The following is a 21,735-nucleotide window of genomic DNA, read 5'->3' as shown; positions in this document are numbered from 1 at the left end:
GGCTCGTAGGCCGCCTCGCTTTTGCTTTTGAATTGGCTTTTGATTTTCTTGCCCCATCGAGAGGCCGAGTGGAGGTTCTGCGCAGTGGGTAAACCGGCATGGATGCCGGTTTAGCCGCGCTGGGCCCAGAGTGTGTCAAAACATCCAAGCCAACCCTTGCTATGATTCCCCAGGATTTCATCGCAAGGGTTGCCCATGAAACGCTTTATTCAAGGTGAACACCGAGGTCAAAGTACCTTGCTCCCCGAGAGCCTGGACGATTACGTCAGCGACACCAATCCTGTGCGTGTTGTCGATGTCTTCGTGGATGAACTCGACCTGATCGCCTTGGGTTTTCAAAGCGCCGTCCCTGCTGAAACGGGCCGACCGGCTTACCACCCCGCAGTCATGCTGAAGATCTACATCTACGGCTATCTCAATCGCATCCAGTCGAGCCGGCGCCTTGAGCGCGAGGCGCAGCGCAACGTCGAACTGATGTGGCTTACCGGTCGGCTGATGCCGGACTTCAAGACCATCGCCAACTTTCGCAAAGACAACGGCAAGGCCATTCGAGGCGTCTGTCGGCAGTTTGTCGTGCTGTGTCAGCAACTGGGGCTTTTCTCGGAAAACCTCGTTGCGATCGACGGCAGTAAATTCAAGGCGGTGAACCACCGCGACCGCAATTTCACCAGCGCCAAGCTGAAGCGTCGGATGGAAGAAATCGAATCGAGCATTGCCCATTATCTGAAGGCGCTGGATGCGGCTGATCGAGAAGAGACCAAGCCTTCAGGGCCCAAAGGGGGGCTGGAGGAGAAAATCGCCAAACTGAAGGAGCAGATGAAGGCGCTTCAAGCGATTGAAATACAGCTTGAGGCGTCGCCGGACAAACAGGTCTCACTGACCGACCCGGACGCGCGCTCCATGATGACGAGCGGCAAAGGCATCGTGGGTTACAACGTCCAAGCGGCGGTCGATACCAAGCACCATCTGATCGTCGCGCACGAGGTGACCAATGAGGGTCACGACCGTGATCAGCTCAGTTCAATGGCGCTGCAGGCCCGTGAGGCGATGAAACTCCAATCGTTGTCGGTGGTGGCTGACCGAGGGTATTACAAAAGCGGGGAGATCCTTGCCTGCCACGAGGCAGGGATTAGTGCTTATGTACCGAAGACGCTGAGCTCGCGCGCCAAATACGAAGGTCGCTTCGGCAATAATGAATTTGTTTACGACGCGGATAACGATGTGTACGTCTGCCCAGCCCATGAAGCGCTGATCTGGCGCAACTCTTACGTCGATAATGGCAGGACGTTGAACAGTTACTGGAGCTCTAACTGCCGGTCCTGTTCGATCAAGGCGCAATGCACTCCGGCCAGAGAGCGAAAGATACGTCGCTGGGAACATGAAACTGTGCTGGAGGAAATGCAGGTTCGCCTGGCCAATACGCCGCAGATGATGAGCATCCGCAAGCAGACCGTCGAGCATCCCTTCGGGACGCTCAAACAATGGATGGGTGCGACACACTTTTTGACCCGACGGCTTGCCGGAGTGAGCACCGAAATGAGTTTGAATGTGCTCGCTTACAACTTGAAGCGAGTGATGAAAATCCTCGGTGCGCAGAACCTGATGAAAGCGTTGACGGCCTGAAAGGGCTCCTGTTTTGCTCGATGGACGAGCAGAGAAGCCCTACGAGTGGCATTGAAGCGTAATGGAGCTACGGAGAGCACTTTAGGTGTAATTAGCCAGCCAACCACCGTCGGCGCTACGCGCCGACCATGCTTGAATCAGTTTTTACACACTCTGGGCCATGGATGGCCCATCGCGGCGGGCCCACGGAGCAGGACCGGAGCGAGGGCATGCCGAGCCTAGGCGAGGCACCGAACGTCAGGGGCAAGAGCCCTTGGTTACTTGGGGCCGGGCGGCGTTCCGTTTTTCCAAGTGACTCGCCGTAAGGGCGAAACCATAAGTGGCCGTTACCGCAGGAATGGATATGTACTCCATCAACAAATGATAGGTCGGCTGTGAGGCCGTCATCGCCGGCAAGCCGGGCTCCTACAGTAGATCGGGTACGGCCGTGGGAGATGGGTCGGCTGTGAGGCCGTCTTCGCTGGCAAGCCAGCTCCTACAGTGGATTGGGTACAGCCGTGAGAGATGGGTTGGCTGTGAGGCCGCCTTCGCCGGCAAGCCGGGCTCCTACAGGGTGTGCGCGGTGCGAATGCACCCTGGTTGACCCGGCAAAAAAAAACGGCGACTGCTGGTACAGTCGCCGTATAAAGACCGGTGTGGGTAACACCGGTCGAGCGCTTCACTGTGACGAGGAGCCAGCCCAGTGAAGCCCTGCGATAAAACCTGTGGAAGACCTGCCCTCAGAGACCCCAGCGCAGCAACAACAGCACCAGCACGACGAGGAACACCGTCTCCCCCACCATCAGCAGGATCGGCTTTATGCCCACCGCCGCCAGCTCCTTGAGCTGGGTCTTCATGCCCAGGGCACTGATGGACACCACCAGGCACCAGCGCGACAGTTCATTGACCGAACCCTGCACCACCGGGGCAATCCAGCCGGTGCTGTTGATGCACGCCAGGATCAGGAAGCCGACCGCGAACCATGGCAGCAACGGTGGTCGCTTGCCAGTTGGATCGGCGCCCTGCATGCGGGTGATCATCGCCGCGGTGACGATCACCGGCAGCAGCATGGCGACGCGCATCAGCTTGACTACCGTGGCGGTGTCACCGGTCTCGGTGGACATGCTGTAGCCGGCGCCGACCACCTGGGCCACGTCGTGGATGGTCGCCCCGAGGAACACACCCGCCACCTGCGGCGACAGTTGCAGCCAGTTGGCGATCATCGGGTAGACGATCATCGCCATGGTCGACAGCGCCGAGACACCGATCACCGTGAACAGGGTCGCGCGTTCTTTCTGCGGGTGGTTAGGCAGCGCTGCCGCCAGGGCCAACGCGGCCGAGGCGCCGCAGATCGCGGTGGCGCCACCGGTGAGCATGCCGAACAAACGCTGGAAGCCCAGCGCCTTGGCCGCGATCACCGACACGCCGATGGTCACCACCACCAGGATCACCACCAGGGCCACCGGCTTCCAGCCCAGCGCCGCCATCTGTTCGAGGGTGATGCGCATGCCCAGCAGCGCCACGCCGATGCGCAACACGGTACGCGCGGTGAACTCGATGCCGGCCTTGCAGGCGCCGTCACCGGCGAGGAAATTCAGGGCCATGCCCAGCAGCAACGCGAACAGCATGACCGGGGCACCGTAGTGCTCGGACAAAAACGAGGCGGCGGCCGCCACGATCAGACTGACGATAAATCCCGGGGCCAATTCGCGCGTGCGACTATGGATACGGGTAAGGGCGATGGCGCTCATGGCGCGGCCTCCTCGGGAACGATGACGATGAACGCCTGGCCGTCGATGATCTCGACCGGGTAGTTGTTGACTTTCACCTGCCTGGAATTGAGCAGGTAGCCGCTGTGCAAATCGAAGCGCAAACCATGGGCGCAACATTGAATGACCCGGCCCTCAAGACGCCCGCCACACAGCGAGGCGCCTTGGTGCGGGCAACTGTCGTCAATGGCGAACAGCTGCCCGTCGACGTTGAACAACGCCAGGCTCTTGTCGTCGAACTCGAACAGCGCCCGGCCGCCGGCCTGCGGGTGTTTACCGGCAGGTACGGGAATGCGCCGGGTCATGCCGGCTGCCGCTCGCGTTCATTTTCCTTGAGTGCTTCGTTCATGGCCCCGAGCAGCGCCTGGGCAGGTTGGGCACCGATCACCGTCATGCGGCCGTTGAACTGAAAGCTCGGCACGCCACTGGTCGCACCGGGAGATCCCTCGAATGGCGTGCCGTCGCCCTTCAGGCAATCGAGCAGCGCATCCGCATCGATGCCGCAGGAGCGGGCGATGGCGAGCAAGGTCTCGCGGCAACCGAGGTTTTCGCGCTTGCGGAAATAAGCGGCGAACAGCCGTTCGAGCAGCATTTCACGCTGGGCAACATTACCCAGTGCGCTGGCTCGCTCGAACAGGCGATGGGCGTCGGCGGTGTTGGGCATCGTCTCGATCCGGCTGAGGTCGATGCTCAGTCCCACTGCTGCGGCAGCCTGCTGTACCTGGGCCTGGCGCATGGTCACGGCATCGGCATTGCCCAGGCGCTTGCGGTAGAAATCGGCGAAGGGCTCACCTTCTACCGGCAAATGCGGCAGCAACTGCACGCCATGCCACCGGGTGTTGATCTGCACATCCGGATGGCGATTGCGAAACTGCACCTGCGCATGCTCCAGCTGGCGTTTGCCGATCAGGCACCAAGGGCAGATAAAATCGAAAAACACATCAATTTGTAGACGACGACTCACAACTTCACCTCTAACCCGGCCTGGTTGACGGGGTCAGGCACGCTCTGACCCTGAAGGCGGGCAATATCTTTGTGGTAATGACACTTGGCGTAAAAGAACACCGCCGCTGCCGCGAGGCTGACCAGTGGCACCAATTGGAACGCGGCATGCAGGCCGATCAGGTCCGACACCCGTCCAGTGATGAACGGCCCAGGCGCCAGGCCCAGCATGTTGTTGGCCAATGTCAGCGTGGCGAAGGCCGTGCCGTGGACCGAGTAATGGGTCAGGTTGGCGACCATCGCGCCCGCCGGGCCGGTGGTACCGGTGGCAATCAGCATGCCCAGGCAGATCAGCGCCAGTTGCAGGGGCCCTGCCTGTAGCGCGAACGCCGCCGACAGCAACAGGCAGCTGCCCAGGCAAAACCCGATGGCCAGGCTGACCTTGCGTTCCGGCGAATTACGGCACAGCCGATCGCTGAGCATGCCGCACAGGATCATCCCGGCGCCGCTGCACAGGACGATGATCGCGGCCATGCCGCCCGCCTTGTCCGTGGGCATTTCGTAGTAGCGATTGAGGTAGCTGGGAATCCACACCATCACCGTGCCGCCGACGAACAACTGCAAGCCACTGCCGATGTAGGTCGCCACCACCGAACGGCTGGACCACAACGTGCTCAATGGACGCTTGACCGCGGCCACCTTGTTCGCCAATTGGGCTGCGCGCTTGGGCGCAATCTTCGCTTCCTTGACGATGATCGGGTACAGCACCGCCAGCAGCAGGCCGAACAGCGCCATGCCGGCGAACGACCAGCGCCAGCCGAGCTTGGCCGCGATCGCACCGCCCAAGGCCATGCCCAACACCGAACCGAACATCCCGCCCGCCATGAATGCACTGGCCAGGGTGGCCCGCATGTGTTTCGGAAACACCGAAATCACCACGGCGATGCCGACGCTGCCGTAGGCCGCCTCGCCGACGCCCACCATGAACCGGGCGATGAACATCTGCTGGTAATCCTGGGCCAAAGCGCAGCCCAGGGTCGCCACGCTCCACAGCATCGCCATCAGCGCCAGGCTCTTGACGCGGCCGAAGCGGTCGGCCATCAGCGACAGCGGAAACGTCAGCAGGCCGACCATCAGGGCGACAATGCCACTGAGCAGGCCCAGCTGACCGTCGCTCAGGGACCACTCGCTCTTGAGCAGCGGGAACACCGCATTGAGCACCTGGCGTGACATGTAATCGGAAATCAACAGGCCGAACGTCAGTGCAAAGACAATCCAGGCATATTTACGCGCAACGTTGACGCAACCAGCGTCGTCATCGTCGGCGATTGGGTGAAAGGCCATGCAGCCTCCTCAAAGCTTTTATTTATTTTTGTTATCAAGCGTTTTGCAGTGCGCACGAGCGGTCACGGCCCCTCGTGCGCGCCACGGGTCAGCCGCGTTGCGGCACACCTTTTTGCCCAGCCTTGCGGTTGGGGGACATTCCGTTGGCCAGCAGGGTGTCTTCGATGCTGTCGTACTGCACACCGATGCGATAGATCTCACGGGCTTCTTTGCCGGTGGCGATTTCGCGGCCCAGTTCGTGGGCAATGCGTACGGTTTGCTTGATCTGCGCAACCGAGCCGAAACGCTCGCCCTTGTGATCAATGATAGTGTCTTCGTTGCCCACGCGTGGGTGCAGACCCATGGACATCGCCATAGTGTTGAACGGCAGCACGTTCTTGAGCAGCGACTCGGAGGTCAGGGTGCAACCATCCGGCATACGGTGGATGAAGTTGAAGAAGTTGAACGGGTTCGGACCGTCGAAACCACCGCCGATGCCGATCCAGGTCAGGTTCAGCGGGCCCTTGTAGATGCCCTTGCGCACCAGGCGCTCCAGGGTTTCGTAGGCATGGATGCCGGTCAGCTGGAAGTGCGGCTGGATGCCGTTGTCCATCAGGCGCTTGAGGTGCTCGGCAACCCAGGCTGGACCGGCCGGTACGGTCATTTCGCTGTAGGCGGCCTGGACCATCGGGTTGGCCAGGGAGGTGCCTTCCAGGTATTCCGGATACAGCAGCTCCATGATGTTCATCTGGGTGGTGTTGATGGCCACCGTGACCTGGTCCGGTTTCGGCGTCAGCTCCGCCAGCATGTGGCGAGTGTCGTCGGACAGCCACTTGGCCGCTTCACCATCGCTTTCCGGGGCGAAGGAAATCGAGCCGCCGACCTGGATGATCATGTCCGGCACGGCTTCGCGCACACCGGCGATCAGCTCGTTGAACTTGGACAGGCGCTTGGAGCCCTTGCCGTCCAGTTCACGCACGTGCAGGTGCAAAACCGTGGCACCGGCTTCATAGCATTCAACCGCTTTCTGGACTTGCTCGTCCATGGTCAGCGGGATGTCTTCCGGGAAGTCTTCAGGCATCCATTCCGGGCCGTACGGGGCCACGGTGATGACCACCTTTTCCATGTTTTCGGGGTGCAGGGAATCGTCGAAGAATTGCATGGTTTACTCCAGTTCTTATGATTGTCCCGTCCGCCCGGGTCGTGGCCGGGCAGACGTGTCTACGAGTGCGTATGCAGAAGGGTTGGATCAGAAAGTCTTGTCGCCGATGATCCCGGCGCGCTCCATCTTGCGATGGCACGGCGGGTAGTCCATGACGGCGTAATGCTGGGTACTGCGGTTGTCCCAGATGGCGATGCTGTTGGGCTTCCAGCGCCAGCGCACCTGATACTCAGGGATGTACGCCTGGCTGATCAGGTAGCGCAGCAACTCGCCGGCGCCAGGGTTGGCGTCCTGGCCGAAGCGCACCCGCTCAGGGGTGTGGTAGTTGCTGAAATGGGTGGTGAAGGCATTGACGAACAGCACCTTCTCGCCGGTTTCCGGATGGGTGCGCACCACCGGGTGCTCGGCGTCCGGGTACATCGCCTTGAGTCCCAGGCGCTTTTCGATCGGCATGGCCGCGCCGAAGCTCGCTTCGATGCTGTGGCGGGCACGCAGGTCGGCGATCTTGAGCTTTACGTCTTCCGGCAAGTTCGCATAGGCCTGGACCATGTTGGTCCACATGGTGTCGCCGCCCACTGGCGGGCATTCAACACAACGCAGCACGGCACCCATCGGCGGAACTTCGCGCCAGGTCGCATCGGTGTGCCAGGCGTTTTCGTAGCGGTCCATCGGCTGGTCAGGATTCTTGTAGATGCGCACCAGCCCCGGATGCTCCGGATCGCTGCCGGCCACCGGGTGGTCTTCCAGCTCGCCGAAGCGGCGGGCGAAGGCCACGTGGTCGGCGCGGCTGATGTCCTGGTCGCGCAGGAACACCACTCGGTGCTTGAGCAACTGGGCACGAATCTCGGCAAACAGACCGTCGTCATGCACCGCGTCGGCGAGGTTCACGCCGATCAGTTCGGCACCGATGCTGCAGGTCAATTGTTCGACTTTCATGGCTGGCAGCTCCTTAAATGACGAAAATCGACGAGCCGGTAGTCTTGCGCGACTCAAGATCGCGATGCGCCTGCACCGCGTCCTGCAACGCGTAGTGCTGGTTGATCTCGATCTTGATGCGGCCGCTGCCGACGTGGTCGAACAGCTCACCGGCCAGGGCGGCTTTTTCCGCCGGGTCGCTGATGTAGTTGGCCAGGGCCGGACGGGTCAGGAACAGCGAACCTTTCATCGCCAGCATCACCGGGTCGAACGCCGGGATAGGCCCGGATGCAGTACCCACGCAGACCATCAGGCCACGGGGTTTCAACGAATCCAGCGAACCCATGAAGGTGTTCTTGCCAACGCTGTCGAACACCACGTTGACGCCCACGCCGTCGGTCAATTCGCGAACGCGAGCGGCGACGTCTTCATGGCTGTAATTGATAGTATGGTCGCAACCGTGGGCACGGGCGATTTCAGCCTTTTGCTCGGTCGACACCGTGCCGATCACGTTCAGGCCGAGCAACTTGGCCCACTGCGAAACGATCAGGCCAACGCCACCGGCGGCGGCGTGCAACAGGATGCTGTCGCCTTCCTTGAAGTCGTAGATGCGGCGCATCAGGTACGACGACGTCAGGCCGCGCATGGTCATGGCCGCGGCGGTTTCGAAGCTGATGGTTTCCGGCAGCTTGATCAGCGGCGCGGCCGCGATCAGTCGTTCGGTGCTGTAGGCGCCGAGGGTGTTGAGGAAACCGGTATAGGTGACGCGGTCCCCCACCTGGACGTTGGTCACGCCTTCGCCGATGGCCTGGACCACACCGGACGCCTCGACGCCCATGCCGTTGGGCATCGGGATCGGGTAGGTGCCGTTGCGAAAGTAGGTGTCGGCATAGTTCAGGCCGACCGCTACATGACGCAGACGTACCTGACCAGGACCGGGGTCGCCGACTTCGACATCCTCATAACGAAGGACGTCGGGACCACCGGTTTCGTAGAAGCGTACGGCTTTGGCCATTTTTCTTGTTCTCCAGTCTGCAATATTGGCTGCTGCGTCGATTTGCGCTGATTGGACTGTAGGATGACGCCCAAACAGCCGCTTCTCATCAGACGACAATGGCTTTTCATTTCATGACAGTGCCCGCCGTGGCGTTCCCGGCGGTGGATGACTTATCCGCTGCCGCTCGCTACCCTGCACACCTCGGCGCCAGCCGGCGCGGGTCAATCCCACACTCTGTCCAGACGAGCGCGTCATGAAATCCCCCGCAGGTTTGTTGCTGTCGGCCATCGAGCTGGACCGTGCCAGCGCCATCCCCTTGTACCGCCAGCTTTACTTGCAGATTCGCAAGCAGATCCTCGGCGGCCGCATCCAGGGCGGCGTGCGCCTGCCGTCGACGCGCACCCTGAGCAAGGAGCTGGCGCTGTCGCGGATCACCATCCTCAATGCCTTCGATCAGTTGATCGCCGAAGGCTTCCTGGCCTCGCGCACCGGGGCCGGCACCTACGTCGGCACCGAGTGGGAACAGCGCACGATGGTCGACGACGGGCAGGCGCGCCAGCCGCCTCGCCTGTCCGACCTGAGCCAGTCGATGCTGTCGCTGCGCAGCGATCATTTTCGCGGGGTGTCCTATGCCGACTGGGATCCTTCGACCCCGACCTCATTCCTGCCCAGCCACAGCACCTACGACGCCTTCCCGCAAGCGATCTGGCGGCGCCTGATGAACCGCCACCTGCTCAAGCCGAGCAAGGCCATGCTCGGTTATGGCGAGCTGCAAGGCTTGCAGGCCTTGCGCACGGCCATCGCCGAGTACGTCTTCGACGCCCGGGGCATCGACTGCGACGCCGGGCAAGTGGTGATCGTTTCCGGTGCACAGCAAGCCTTCAACCTGCTGGGCATGCTGCTGCTCAATCCGCAGGACAGCGTGTGGATGGAAGACCCGGGGCACATCGCCGCGCGCATCGCCTTGCAGGCCCAGGGCGCGCAGGTGGTGCCGCTGCCTATCGATGAACAGGGGATCGATGTGCAGCAAGGACTGGCTCGCTGCCCCGATGCGCGCCTGGTGTTCACCACCCCGTCGCGCCAACATCCCCTGGGCGTGACCCTCAGTTATGCGCGACGCCAGGCCCTGATCGATTGGGCGGCACGCCAGCAGAGCTGGATCATCGAGGACGATTGCGACAGCGAACTGCGCTACAGCGGCCGCCTGCTGCCCGCGCTCTATGCCATGGACCAGATGGCCCGGGTGATCTACGTCGGGACCTTCAGCAAGGTGCTGTTCCCGTCGCTGCGCCTGGGCTACGTGATCTTGCCCCAGGCCTTGGTCGAACCCTTCTGCACCTTGCGCGCGGTGATGGATCGCAGTCCGCCCACCCTGCTGCAGGCGACCACGGCGGACTTCATGGTCGAAGGCCACTTCCTGGGGCACATCCGTCGCCTGCGCACACTGTACCAGGCTCGCCAGCAGGCCCTGGTCGAGCAGTTGCAACAACAGCTCGGCGGATTCTTCAGGATCACCCCGGTGGACGCCGGCATGCACCTGATCGCCTGGCTCCCCCCGGCGCTCGACGACGACGCCATTGCCAAGCAACTGGCCCGGCACAACATCCACACCTACGCCCTCTCCGACTACTGCATCGGGCACGTGCTGCCGCCGGCCCTGCTGATCGGTTTTGCCGGCACCCCTGAACACCAGGCCCGGGAACGCGTCGCGGCGCTGGCCCGGGCGCTGGACGCGATGGGATGCCTGACGCAGGCCACTTGAAGCCCGCAAGTGGTCTTATCAATTAACTGATAATGGATCTATCGAGAGTTCCTGACTGGCGCGATAAAGGCTGCGTCGCAAGACCCCGTGTCTGAACCAGGAACGACTCGAATGAACAATAAGATCCAGGAACGATTCAACGCCTTGCTGAGCCACAACGTGGTCGGGGACGGCACCGCTCCCGTGCTGACCGACGCACTGGCCCGCCGGTTGCTCGACCGCCTGGCGCAACTGCGCCTGTTCGCCCACGCCTACCCGCTGCTGACCAACCTCACCCACGGCCGTGTCACCCCCGCCGACCTGCTCGACTTCGCCTATCGCCACGAACTGCAAGGCCTGAGCCTGCACTTGCTCGACGGCGAGCAGAACAGCCTGAGCCAGATGACGCCCGCGCAATTGCAGGTGTTTGCCGACAAGGCCAGGGCCCTGGGCCTGGATGTGCACCTGGAAATCAGCAGCACGCGGAAAAAGGACGTCGACCAGGTGATCGCCATCGCTCTCGCCCTGGGCGTGCGCAACATCCGCGTCTACTCGCGCTACGAGGGCACGCTGTCGCAAGTGATGGACGTGATCGAAACCGACCTGCACTACCTCGCGCAGCAGGCCGACAAGCACGACCTGTACTTCGACTTCGAGCAGCATGAAGAGCTCAAGAGCGCCGAGATCGCGCAACTGCTGACCCGCCTCAACCACCCTCGCCTGCATGCCCTGTTCGACTTCGGCAACATGATCAATGCCTGCGAACAGCCCCTGCAGGCGCTGGGCAACCTGGCGCCGCACATCCGCCAGGCGCACCTCAAGGGCGTGCGTGTGGTCCCCGAGCAAAACGGCTTCGGCCATTACGGCGTCCTGCAGGGCAGCGCCGAAGACGACCTGCCCAGTGCCCGCCTGCTGTTCGAGCTGCTAATGCTGGGCGACACCAGCCCGCAGGTCATCGCCTTCATCCTCGAGCAGGAAAACCACTACGTGGCCCCGGCGTTCCGCCAGACCCTTGAGGCGGCCGACCCGTTCATTGCCTACCGGGAAATGAGTGATACGCCGCTGCCCGAAGGCTTCTCGCTGGAACGAATGCTGGCCGACGAACACCGCTGGGCGAACAACCAGGTCGCCTATGTCCGCGGTGTGCTGGCCGAGTTGCGCACCCTGGCCGAACTCACCCTCGCCGATACCTGCAACGCCTGAAACCGACGCTACGAACCGATTACGCCCGGAGAACAATAATGACAACGCAAAACAAGGCCAAATGGCTACGATTCCTGATCCTCATCCTCGGTGGCGGCACCATCTACAAACTGGCCAACCTCAAGGACGCCTTCTATGTGCCCATGCAGGAATTCATGGGCCTGAGCCACACTGAAATCGGCATGTTGCTCAGCGCCAACGCGATCATCGCCACCGCGCTGTTCGTGGTCGGCGGCCTGCTCGCCGATCGCTACGATACCCGCAAGCTGATACCCCTCGGTCTGATCGGCACCGGCGGCCTGGGGCTGTACCTGGCGACCTTTCCACCCTTCAGCAACCTGCTGATCGTGTTCAGCCTGCTGGCGGTGTGCGCCGACTGCCTCTTCTGGCCGTCGTTGCTCAAGGCCATCCGCAACCTCGGTGACGACCAGGAACAGGGTCGGCTGTTCGGCCTGCTCGAAGGCGGCCGTGGTGTCGTCGATACCCTGGTGGCCTTCTGCGCGTTGGGTGTGTTCATCGCCATGGGCTCGGGCGAAGCTGGCCTGAAGTCGGCGATCCTGTTCTACTCGGTGATCGACATCCTGGCCGGCACCCTGACCTGGTTCCTGCTCAAGAGCGGCGCCACCCAGTCTACCGCCAAGCCCGGCAACGGCCTGGCCAACCTGTACGAAGCCATCAAGGTGCCGGGCATCTGGCTGGTCAGCCTCAATGTGTTCATGGTCTACATCGTCTACTGCGGCCTGACCTATTTCATTCCCTACCTCAAGGAAATGTACGGCCTGCCCGTGGCCCTGGTCGGCGCCTACGGCATCATCAACCAGTACTTCCTGAAGATCCTCGGCGGCCCTGCCGGCGGTTTCATCGCCGACAAACAGTTCAAGAGCACCAGCCGCTACCTGAAGTGGGCGTTCCTGGCGCTGCTGCCGCTGATGGCCGTGATCCTGTTGATTCCGAAAAGCCCGAGCTTCATCTATGCCGGCATGGCCGCCACCCTGTCCTTCGCGCTGATCGTGTTTTCCATGCGCGGCGTGTTCTGGGCGCCCATGGGCGAAGTGGGCATTCCCCAGCACATCACCGGCTCGGCCTTCGGCATCGGCTGCCTGATCGGCTATGCCCCGGGCATGTTCGCCTACGTGATCTACGGCGCCATCCTCGACCACTTCCCCGGCCAGCAAGGCTATAACTATGTGTTCAGCCTGATGAGCGGGTTGGCGATCGTGGGCTTCCTGGTGTCCAGCCTGCTGTATCAATCGGTGCGCAGAAACGCCACCGTCACGGGCAAGGTGAGTGCAGCACAGGCTTGATCCTGACGCTGTGTATCACTGTGTATCTGGACAGCAGCGGGATACAGGGGCTGACACCGGCCCCGCTCTTCGACACAGGCCAGATACGTCACCGCGTTCAAATGCAGGCAGGGTTAAAAGGGGATCGGCCCGATCCCCTGGCCAGCGGCTTGAACAGGAGACATCACATGAAGAAGGCACAGCACAACGACAGAACCGGTAACCCTCGCCGCCGCCTGGTTGGCTCGTCGATCCTAGCCCTGAGTCTGTTGGGCGTTCTGGGTGTAGCTCACGCGCAGACATCCCCTGCCGCCCCCCCTGCCGGCACCACGCAGGCGGCGCCCTCGCCGTTCGGTCCGCTCAAGCATGTCAACGCCGGCCTGCTCAGCGTGGCGTACGCCGAAACGGGCCCGGCCGATGGCCCGGTGGTGATTCTGCTGCACGGCTGGCCGTACGACATCCACAGCTATGACGAAGTCGCGCCCTTGTTGGCGGCCAAGGGTTATCGCGTGCTGATGCCCTATGCGCGCGGCTACGGCGATACGCACTTCCTCTCCGACAAGACCTTGCGCAATGGCCAACCGGCCGCGCTGGCCAGCGACGTCATCGATTTCATGGACGCCCTGAAGATCAAGCAAGCCGTGCTCGGTGGTTATGATTGGGGCGCGCGTTCCGCCGACATCGTTTCGGCGCTGTGGCCGGAACGGGTCAAGGCCCTGGTGTCGGTCAGCGGCTATCTGATCGGTAACCAGGCCGCCGGCAAGAACCCGCTGCCGCCCAAGGCCGAACTGCAGTGGTGGTACCAGTTCTACTTCGCCACCGACCGCGGCCGCGCCGGCTACGAGAAAAACACCCATGACTTCGCCAAGCTGATCTGGCAACTGGCCTCGCCAAAATGGGCCTTCGACGACGCCACCTTCGACCGCAGCGCCAAGGCGCTGGACAACCCCGACCATGTCGATATCACCGTGTTCAACTACCGCTGGCGCCTGGGCCTGGTGCAGGGCGAAAGCCAATACGAAGCGCTGGAGCAGAAACTGGCCACGGCACCTTCCATCAGCGTGCCGACCATCACCCTGGAAGGCGACGCCAACGGCGCCCCGCACCCGGCCCCCGAGGATTACGCCAAGCGCTTTACCGGTAAATACCAGTTCCGCCTGATCAGCGGCGGCATCGGCCACAACTTGCCACAGGAAGATCCGCAGGCGTTCGCCAAGGCAGTGATCGATGCCGATCATCTTTGAGGCCTGACAGCCGCCCCATTTCTCGCGGCTGTACTCAATCACTGTAGGAGCTGGCTTGCCAGCGATGCCATGGTGGCCGTGACGCCGCCTTCGCTGGCAAGCCAGCTCCTACAGGTTTTGCGCAGGTAAGTTGAATTGGTGGCGTCACGCAAATCCGTAGGAGCCGGCTTGCTGGCGATGCGATGGTGGCCGTGACGCCGCCTTCGCTGGCAAGCCAGCTCCTACAGGTTTTGCGCAGGTAAGTTGAATAGGTGGCGTCACGCAAATCCGTAGGAGCCGGCTTGCCGGCGATGCGATGGTGGCCGTGACGCCGCCTTCGCTGGCAAGCCAGCTCCTACAGGTTTTGCGCAGGTAAGTTGAATTGGTGGCGTCATGCACATCCGTAGGAGCCGGCTTGCCGGCGATGCGATGGTGGCCGTGATGCCGCCTTCGCTACACCCTCCCCTCTTTTCATCGCCTTCCGACCAGAAACTCCCATCAGGCTATTGCGCATCCGGTATTATGGTATACCATCATACGCACAGACACCTTCCACCCTGATACGGAGCAGCTCATGAGTTTCGAAATCCGCAAGATCGTCAGCTATGTCGAAGAAACCTTCATCGAAGGCGGCAAAGCCACCGACAAGCCTGTGACCATGGTCGGGCTGGCCGTGGTGATGAAGAACCCCTGGCTGGGCAACGGTTTCGTTGAAGACCTCAAGCCGCAGATCCGCGCCAACTGCTCCGACCTTGGCGCAATGATGGTCGAGCGCCTGGTGGGCATCATCGGCGGTGCCGAGAAGATCGAAGCCTATGGCAAGGCTGCCGTGGTCGGTGCCGACGGTGAAATCGAACACGCGTCCGCGGTGATCCACACCCTGCGCTTCGGCAACCATTACCGCGAAGCGGTGAAAGCCAAGAGCTACCTGAGCTTTACCAACAAGCGCGGCGGCCCGGGCACTTCGATCCAGATCCCGATGATGCACAAGGACGATGAAGGCCTGCGTTCGCACTACATCACCCTGGAAATGAAGATCGAAGACGCGCCACGTGCCGACGAAATCGTCGTGGTCCTGGGTTGCGCCGATGGCGGCCGCCTGCACCCACGCATCGGCAACCGCTACATCGACCTGGAAGAACTGGCTGCCGAAAAAGCCCAGTAAGACGGTCGGTCACTACAACAAAAAGGTATGCAGGAGCGCTCCATGATTCGGCTCACCGCTGAACGCACCCCGGCTGGCACCAGTTACCTGGCGACCGGCCAAGGCCAGCCCGTGGTCTTGATCCACGGCGTGGGCCTGAACAAAGAAATGTGGGGCGGCCAGATCGTTGGCCTGGCCACGCAATACCGCGTCATCGCCTACGACATGCTTGGCCATGGCGCCAGCCCGCGCCCTGAAAGCGGCACGCCGCTGCTCGGTTATGCCGATCAGTTGCTGGAGCTGCTCGATCATCTGCAATTGCCCAAGGCGGCGGTGATCGGTTTCTCAATGGGTGGGCTGGTGGCGCGGGCTTTCGCCCTGCATTACCCGCAACGCCTGCAAAGCCTGGTGGTGCTCAACAGTGTGTTCAACCGCACCGCTGAACAACGTGCCGGCGTGATCGCCCGCACCAGCCAGGCCGCCGAGCACGGTCCGGACGCCAACGCCGAAGCCGCGCTGTCACGCTGGTTCAGCCGTGAATACCAGGCGGCCAATCCGGCGCAGATCGCCGCAATTCGCCAGACGCTGGCGGGCAATGACCCCCAGGGTTACCTGACCACCTACGAATTGTTTGCCACCCAGGACATGTACCGCGCCGAGGACCTGGGCAACATCCAGGTACCGGCGTTGATCGCCACCGGCGAACTCGACCCCGGGTCGACCCCGGAAATGGCCGAGCAACTGGCCCAGCGCATTCCCGGCGCGAAGGTTGCCGTGCTCGCCGAGCAGCGGCATATGATGCCCGTAGAATCGCCGCGCCTGGTCAACCAGCTGTTGCTGGAGTTTCTCGACACTGCGCACTCCCGACAAAACCAGATCAAGGGGATCGTTGCATGACACTCACACGCTTCCAGATGTGCATCGGCGGTGAATGGGTCGATGCCCTCTCCGGCAAGACTTTCGAAAGCCTCAATCCGGCCCTGGCCGAGCCCTGGGCCGAACTGCCCGATGCCGACGAAGCCGACGTCGAGCGCGCCGTACAGGCTGCGCAGACCGCCTTCGACAGCCCGGCCTGGCGTGGCCTGACCGCCACCGCCCGGGGCAAGTTGCTGCGCCGACTGGGCGACCTGATCGCCGAAAACAAGGAACAACTGGCGCAGCTGGAAAGCCGCGACAACGGCAAGCTGATCCGCGAGACCCGCGGCCAGGTCGGCTACCTGCCGGAGTTCTTCCACTACACCGCAGGGCTGGCCGACAAGCTCGAAGGCGGCACCCTGCCGCTGGACAAGCCCGACCTGTTTGCCTACACCGTGCACGAAGCCATGGGCGTGGTCGCCGCGATCATTCCGTGGAACAGCCCGCTGTACCTGACCGCGATCAAGTTGGCGCCGGCCCTGGCGGCGGGCAATACCATCGTGATCAAGCCGTCCGAGCACGCCTCGGCGACCATTCTCGAACTGGCGCGTTTGGCGCTGGAAGCCGGCATCCCGCCGGGCGTGGTCAACGTCGTCACCGGTTACGGCCCGAGCACCGGTGCCGCCCTCACCCGCCATCCGCTGGTGCGCAAGATCGCCTTCACCGGTGGCGCGGCCACGGCCCGGCATGTGGTGCGCAGCAGCGCCGAGAACTTCGCGAAATTGTCCCTGGAACTGGGCGGCAAGTCGCCGAACATCATCTTCGCCGACGCCGACCTCGACAGCGCGATCAACGGCGCCATCGCCGGGATCTACGCCGCCTCCGGGCAAAGCTGTGTGTCGGGTTCGCGCCTGCTGGTGCAGGACGAAATCTACGACGAATTCGTCGCTCGCCTGGTGGAACGCGCCCAACGCATCCGCATCGGCAACCCGCAGGAAGACAGCAGCGAAATGGGCCCGATGGCCACCGCGCAGCAGCTGGCCGTGGTGGAAGGACTGGTGGCCGATGCCATTGCCGAAGGGGCAACACTGCGCCTGGGTGGCAAGCGCCCGCAGAATCTGGGCGAAGGCTGGTTCTATGAGCCGACCCTGTTCGAATGCGACCGCAATTCAATGAAGATCATGCAGGAAGAAGTGTTCGGCCCGGTGGCTTCGGTCATCCGTTTCAAGGACGAAGCCGAAGCCCTGGCGATCGCCAACGACTCGCAGTTCGGCCTCGCCGCCGGCATCTGGACCCGCGACCTGGGCCGCGCCCATCGCCTGGCCCGGGACGTGCGTTCGGGGATCATCTGGGTCAATACCTACCGCGCGGTGTCGGCCATGGCGCCGATCGGCGGCTTCAAGAACAGTGGCTATGGACGCGAAAGCGGCATCGATTCCGTGCTGGCCTACACCGAGCTGAAAACGGTGTGGATCAATCTGTCCCAGGCACCGATGCCTGATCCATTCGTGATGCGCTAGGAGTCCTGAGAAATGATCGAACCCGGCATTTACAAAGACGTCATGAGCTCGTTCCCTTCCGGGGTCACGGTGGTCACCACCCTGGACCCGGCGGGCGGCATCGTCGGCATCACCGCCAGCGCCTTCAGTGCGCTGTCGATCGATCCGGCACTGGTGCTGTTCTGCCCCAACTACGCCTCTGACACCTACCCGATCCTGCGCGACAGCAAGCAGTTCGCGATTCACCTGCTGTCCGCCGACCAGACCGCCGAAGCCTATGCGTTTGCCGGCAAAGGCAAGGACAAGGCCAACGGCATCGAGTGGCACTTGAGCGAACTGGGCAACCCGTTGCTGCGCAAGGCCACGGCGATCATCGAGTGCGAACTGTGGCGCGAATACGATGGCGGCGACCACGCCATCATCGTCGGTGCGGTGAAGAACCTGATCCTGCCCGAGCAACCGGTGACGCCGATGATCTACCACAAAGGCAAGCTGGGCCCCCTGCCCACCCTGGCCTGATCGGTTCCACACAAAAAACCCTGTGGGAGCGGGCTTGCTCGCGAAGGCGGAGTATCAGTTGACATCAATATTGACTGACCCACAGCTTTCGCGAGCAAGCCCGCTCCCACAGGGGTCCGTGCAGATTTTTTAAATTTTGTCAGGAGCCGGCATGAGCCCAGCAGCCTCGTTACTGTTCCGCCAGCAGGCCTACATCAACGGCCAATGGCTGGGTGCGCCCGACGGTGCGCAACAGGACATCTTCAACCCGGCCACCGGCGAGTTGATCGGCCAGGTGCCAAACCTCGGCGCCGAAGACGCACGCCAGGCCATCGACACCGCCAACAAGGCCTGGCCGGCCTGGCGCGCACTCACCGCCAAGGAACGCAGCAATACGCTCAAGCGCTGGCACGCGCTGATGCTGGAAAACGCCGATGCCCTGGCCGAAATCCTCACCCTCGAACAAGGCAAGCCGTTGGCCGAAGCCAAGGGTGAAATCCTCTACGCCGCCAGCTTCATCGAGTGGTTCGCCGAAGAAGCCAAGCGCATCTACGGCGACACCATTCCCAGCCACAAGGGCGATGCGCGCATTGTCGTGAGCAAGGAGCCGATCGGTGTCGTCGCGGCGATCACCCCCTGGAACTTCCCCGCGGCGATGATCACCCGCAAGGCCGGCCCGGCGCTGGCGGCCGGTTGCCCGTGCATCGTCAAGCCGGCGCCGGAGACGCCGTTCTCGGCTCTGGCCATGGCCGCGCTGGCCGAGCAGGCCGGCATTCCCGCCGGTATTTTCAACGTGATCACCGGCGATGCCATCGCCATCGGCGCCGAACTGACCGCTAGCCCGCTGGTGCGCAAACTGTCGTTCACCGGCTCCACGGCCATTGGCAAGTTGCTGATGGCGCAGTGCGCGCCGACGCTGAAAAAGGTGTCACTGGAACTGGGCGGCAACGCGCCTTTTATCGTCTTCGACGACGCCGATCTGGAACGTGCCGTGGAAGGCGCGCTGATCGCCAAATTCCGCAATGCCGGCCAGACCTGCGTCTGCGTCAATCGCTTCCTGGTGCAGGACGGTATTCACGACGCTTTCGTCGCGCGGTTGGCCGAACGGGTCTCGCAACTCAAGGTTGGCAGCGGTTTCGCCGACGGCGTCACCCAGGGTCCGCTGATCAACGAGCGCGCCGTGGCCAAGGTAGAAGACCATGTGCAGGACGCGCTGGCCCAAGGTGCCCGCTTGCTCTGCGGCGGCGAACGCCACGCGTTGGGCCATGGCTTTTTCCAGCCCACGGTCCTGGCCGGCATCACCACGCAGATGAAAGTCGCCCGGGAAGAAACTTTCGGTCCGCTCGCCGCGGTGTTCCGTTTCGCCAGCGAATCCGAGGCCGTGCAGATGGCCAACGACACCGAATTCGGCCTGGCTGCCTACTGCTACACCCGCGACCTGGGCCGCGCCTGGCGCATGAGCGAAGCGCTGGAATACGGCATGGTCGGAATCAACGAAGGGTTGATCTCCACCGAAGTCGCGCCGTTTGGCGGGATCAAATCCTCGGGGCTGGGGCGCGAAGGCTCCAAATATGGCATCGAGGATTACCTTGAACTCAAATACACCTTGATGGGTGGGCTGATCAATACCTGTAGGACTGAGTTTGCCGGCGAAGGCGCCCTCAAATACGCCTTCGCCGGCAAGCCGGGCTCTACAGGGGTCTAAGGAGATCATCGAATGAGCAACGAAAAATACGAAAAAGGCCTGAAGATCCGCACCCAGGTGCTCGGCGAAGCCTATGTGAATCGCTCCATCGAGAACGCCGACGACTTCACCCGCCCCCTGCAGGAGATGGTCACCGAGTACTGCTGGGGCCACGTCTGGGGCCGTGAGGGTCTGTCGCTCAAGGAGCGCAGCATGATCAACCTGGCCATGATCTCGGCCCTCAACCGCCCGCACGAACTCAAGCTGCATGTGCGCGGCGCCTTGCGTAACGGCCTGAGTCGTGAGCAAATACGCGAAATTCTGCTTCAGGTCGGCATATATTGCGGTGTTCCCGCTGCCGTCGACAGTTTCCGGCTCGCCCGGGAAGCATTCGCCGAAGCCGATGCCGAGGCCTCAAGTTAACCCTCGGCTGTTTTGATCTGAACGAGCACGGACGGTGCCCGTTTTGCATGGACAGCCACATTCTAGAGCGGACCCCATGAAACGCCTGCCACTCGACGACAGCTTCAAGGTCAATCGCAACCCCGTTACCCTGCGCGAAATCGTGCTGGATAAACTGCGAAGTGCCATCATGAACTTCCAGCTCCTGCCGGGAGATCGACTGGTCGAACGCGATCTGTGCGATCGCCTGGGCGTGAGCCGCACCTCGGTGCGCGAAGCCTTGCGTCACCTGGAATCCGAAGGCCTGGTGGAGTTTGCCGATGCCAAGGGCCCGCGGGTGGCGATCATCACCCTGGCCGATGCCGTCGATATCTATGAGCTACGTTGCGTACTCGAGGGCCTGATCGTCCAGCTGTTCACCCTGCGGGCCAAGGCCAAGGACATCAAGGCCCTGGAAAAGGCCCTGGAAGAAAACCGCCAGGCCTTGAAGGAAGGCGAGCTGCAGCAGGTCATCGACTCCGTCCAGGGTTTCTACGACGTGCTGCTCGAAGGCTCCGGCAACCACGTCGCCGCGACCCAGTTGCGTCAGTTGCAGGCGCGCATCAGCTATCTGCGGGCGACTTCGGTGTCCCAGCAGAACCGTCGCGGCGCCAGCAACCAGGAAATGGAACGCATGGTCGAGGCGATCAAGAGCGGTGATCCCCTGGCCGCTCACCAGGCGTGCGTCGACCACGTGCGCGCCGCCGCCACCGTCGCCCTCGATTACCTCAAGCGCAAGCAGGAAGAGACCGGGGCGATCCCCGAGATCACCCAGCCCATCGCACTCAAAGAACCTCGCATAGGTCGTTGATCATGTTCAGCCCGAGCTATTGTCCAAAGTGCGGCAGCAATGACCTCAAGTCACAACTGCCCCCGGGCGATACGCACGAGCGCCTGATGTGCCGCGGCTGCGGCTACATCCACTACGTCAATCCGAAAATCATCGCCGGCTGCATCATCGAGCAGGACGGCAAGTACCTGCTGTGCCAGCGCGCCATCCCCCCGCGCCCCGGCACCTGGACCTTGCCGGCGGGCTTCATGGAAGGTGGCGAAACCACCGAGCAGGCGGCGCTGCGCGAAGTCTGGGAAGAGAGCGGCGTGCGCGCGGAGATCCTCTCGCCCTACTCGATCTTCAGCGTGCCGAAGATCAGCGAGGTGTACATCATCTTCCGCGCCATCGCGCTGGAGATTACCGGTCAGTACGGGCCGGAAACCCTCGACTACAAATTCTTCGCGCCTGAGGACATTCCCTGGGACAGCATCTATTACCCGGCGATCCGGCAGATCCTCGAGCGTTATATCGAGGAGCGCCAGGCCGGGGTCTACGGGATCTATATCGGTAACGACGACACCGGCAAGATCCATTTCATCCGCTAGCGAAACCCTCCAATATTCCGCCATCCCTTGTAGGAGCTGGCTTGCCAGCGAAGGCGCCCGCGAGACCTATGCAATAC

The 21,735-nt window shown here is 62.4% G+C and carries 19 protein-coding genes and 1 pseudogene; 13 read left to right on the top strand and 7 right to left on the bottom strand.

What is annotated here, in order from left to right; all coding sequences use genetic code 11:
• Positions 1 to 195 precede the first annotated feature (195 nt).
• Positions 196 to 1,623, top strand: coding sequence for an IS1182 family transposase (locus DKB71_RS12945; protein WP_408596762.1), 1,428 nt, complete (start codon positions 196 to 198; stop codon positions 1,621 to 1,623).
• A 719-nt stretch (positions 1,624 to 2,342) separates the two neighbouring features.
• On the opposite strand, the gene DKB71_RS12940 is transcribed toward DKB71_RS12945, so the two are convergent.
• The 7 genes from DKB71_RS12940 to DKB71_RS12910 form a co-directional block, all read right to left on the bottom strand.
• On the bottom strand, positions 2,343 to 3,353 hold the full coding sequence (locus DKB71_RS12940) for a YeiH family protein (RefSeq protein ID WP_408600620.1): 1,011 nt from the start codon (positions 3,351 to 3,353) through the stop codon (positions 2,343 to 2,345).
• A complete protein-coding gene (locus tag DKB71_RS12935; RefSeq protein ID WP_274077792.1) occupies positions 3,350 to 3,676 on the bottom strand; it encodes a Rieske 2Fe-2S domain-containing protein in 327 nt (108 codons plus the stop codon). Before DKB71_RS12935 ends, DKB71_RS12940 begins: the two co-directional genes overlap by 4 nt.
• Complete coding sequence (locus tag DKB71_RS12930; RefSeq protein WP_408600619.1) at positions 3,673 to 4,335, bottom strand: DsbA family protein; 663 nt, start codon at positions 4,333 to 4,335, stop codon at positions 3,673 to 3,675. Before DKB71_RS12930 ends, DKB71_RS12935 begins: the two co-directional genes overlap by 4 nt.
• Positions 4,332 to 5,657: an MFS transporter gene (locus DKB71_RS12925; protein ID WP_408600618.1), complete on the bottom strand. Its 1,326-nt coding sequence runs from the start codon at positions 5,655 to 5,657 to the stop codon at positions 4,332 to 4,334. Before DKB71_RS12925 ends, DKB71_RS12930 begins: the two co-directional genes overlap by 4 nt.
• Before the next feature lie 88 nt (positions 5,658 to 5,745).
• Complete coding sequence (locus DKB71_RS12920; RefSeq protein WP_408600617.1) at positions 5,746 to 6,798, bottom strand: 3-keto-5-aminohexanoate cleavage protein; 1,053 nt, start codon at positions 6,796 to 6,798, stop codon at positions 5,746 to 5,748.
• 87 nt (positions 6,799 to 6,885) lie between these two features.
• Positions 6,886 to 7,734 carry a TauD/TfdA family dioxygenase gene (locus tag DKB71_RS12915; RefSeq protein ID WP_274077788.1) on the bottom strand — a complete coding sequence of 283 codons (849 nt, stop codon included), beginning with the start codon at positions 7,732 to 7,734 and terminating at the stop codon, positions 6,886 to 6,888.
• Positions 7,735 to 7,747: 13 nt separating this feature from the next.
• On the bottom strand, positions 7,748 to 8,728 hold the full coding sequence (locus DKB71_RS12910; RefSeq protein WP_274077787.1) for a quinone oxidoreductase: 981 nt from the start codon (positions 8,726 to 8,728) through the stop codon (positions 7,748 to 7,750).
• A 235-nt stretch (positions 8,729 to 8,963) separates the two neighbouring features.
• Here DKB71_RS12910 and DKB71_RS12905 point away from each other — a divergent pair, with 235 nt between their 5' ends.
• The 12 genes and pseudogenes from DKB71_RS12905 (at position 8,964) to DKB71_RS12850 (ending at position 21,658) form a co-directional block, all read left to right on the top strand.
• The gene (locus DKB71_RS12905) at positions 8,964 to 10,472 is read left to right on the top strand and encodes a PLP-dependent aminotransferase family protein (RefSeq protein WP_408600616.1); all 1,509 of its coding nucleotides are present in this window, start codon (positions 8,964 to 8,966) and stop codon (positions 10,470 to 10,472) included.
• 111 nt (positions 10,473 to 10,583) lie between these two features.
• Positions 10,584 to 11,654 (top strand): sugar phosphate isomerase/epimerase family protein, encoded by a 1,071-nt coding sequence (locus DKB71_RS12900; RefSeq protein WP_408600615.1) that lies wholly within the window; start codon positions 10,584 to 10,586, stop codon positions 11,652 to 11,654.
• 38 nt (positions 11,655 to 11,692) lie between these two features.
• Positions 11,693 to 12,958: an MFS transporter gene (locus DKB71_RS12895; protein ID WP_408600614.1), complete on the top strand. Its 1,266-nt coding sequence runs from the start codon at positions 11,693 to 11,695 to the stop codon at positions 12,956 to 12,958.
• Positions 12,959 to 13,125: 167 nt separating this feature from the next.
• A complete protein-coding gene (locus DKB71_RS12890) occupies positions 13,126 to 14,181 on the top strand; it encodes an alpha/beta fold hydrolase (protein ID WP_274077783.1) in 1,056 nt (351 codons plus the stop codon).
• 553 nt (positions 14,182 to 14,734) lie between these two features.
• The gene (locus DKB71_RS12885) at positions 14,735 to 15,325 is read left to right on the top strand and encodes an amino acid synthesis family protein (RefSeq protein ID WP_323607489.1); all 591 of its coding nucleotides are present in this window, start codon (positions 14,735 to 14,737) and stop codon (positions 15,323 to 15,325) included.
• A gap of 42 nt (positions 15,326 to 15,367) precedes the next feature.
• Positions 15,368 to 16,201, top strand: a complete 834-nt coding sequence (locus DKB71_RS12880; RefSeq protein ID WP_274077877.1) for an alpha/beta fold hydrolase — start codon at positions 15,368 to 15,370, stop codon at positions 16,199 to 16,201.
• The gene (locus DKB71_RS12875) at positions 16,198 to 17,679 is read left to right on the top strand and encodes an aldehyde dehydrogenase (protein WP_408600613.1); all 1,482 of its coding nucleotides are present in this window, start codon (positions 16,198 to 16,200) and stop codon (positions 17,677 to 17,679) included. Before DKB71_RS12880 ends, DKB71_RS12875 begins: the two co-directional genes overlap by 4 nt.
• 12 nt (positions 17,680 to 17,691) lie before the next feature.
• Positions 17,692 to 18,177: a flavin reductase family protein gene (locus tag DKB71_RS12870; RefSeq protein WP_046817508.1), complete on the top strand. Its 486-nt coding sequence runs from the start codon at positions 17,692 to 17,694 to the stop codon at positions 18,175 to 18,177.
• 151 nt (positions 18,178 to 18,328) lie between these two features.
• Positions 18,329 to 19,777, top strand: a pseudogene (locus DKB71_RS12865) (NAD-dependent succinate-semialdehyde dehydrogenase); the annotation flags it as partial.
• Positions 19,778 to 19,873: 96 nt separating this feature from the next.
• On the top strand, positions 19,874 to 20,263 hold the full coding sequence (locus DKB71_RS12860) for a carboxymuconolactone decarboxylase family protein (RefSeq protein WP_008059553.1): 390 nt from the start codon (positions 19,874 to 19,876) through the stop codon (positions 20,261 to 20,263).
• A gap of 76 nt (positions 20,264 to 20,339) precedes the next feature.
• Positions 20,340 to 21,092, top strand: a complete 753-nt coding sequence (locus tag DKB71_RS12855; protein ID WP_046817510.1) for a GntR family transcriptional regulator — start codon at positions 20,340 to 20,342, stop codon at positions 21,090 to 21,092.
• Positions 21,093 to 21,094: 2 nt separating this feature from the next.
• The gene (locus tag DKB71_RS12850) at positions 21,095 to 21,658 is read left to right on the top strand and encodes an NUDIX hydrolase (protein ID WP_046817511.1); all 564 of its coding nucleotides are present in this window, start codon (positions 21,095 to 21,097) and stop codon (positions 21,656 to 21,658) included.
• Positions 21,659 to 21,735: the final 77 nt, after the last annotated feature.

Origin of the sequence: Pseudomonas sp. PLMAX, assembly GCF_046042685.1 — a bacterium.
In the GTDB taxonomy this organism is placed as follows: Bacteria; Pseudomonadota; Gammaproteobacteria; order Pseudomonadales; family Pseudomonadaceae; genus Aquipseudomonas; species Aquipseudomonas putida_AE.
Note: the sequence above shows the minus strand (reverse complement) of the source record. Positions and strands in the feature narration are given on the sequence as shown.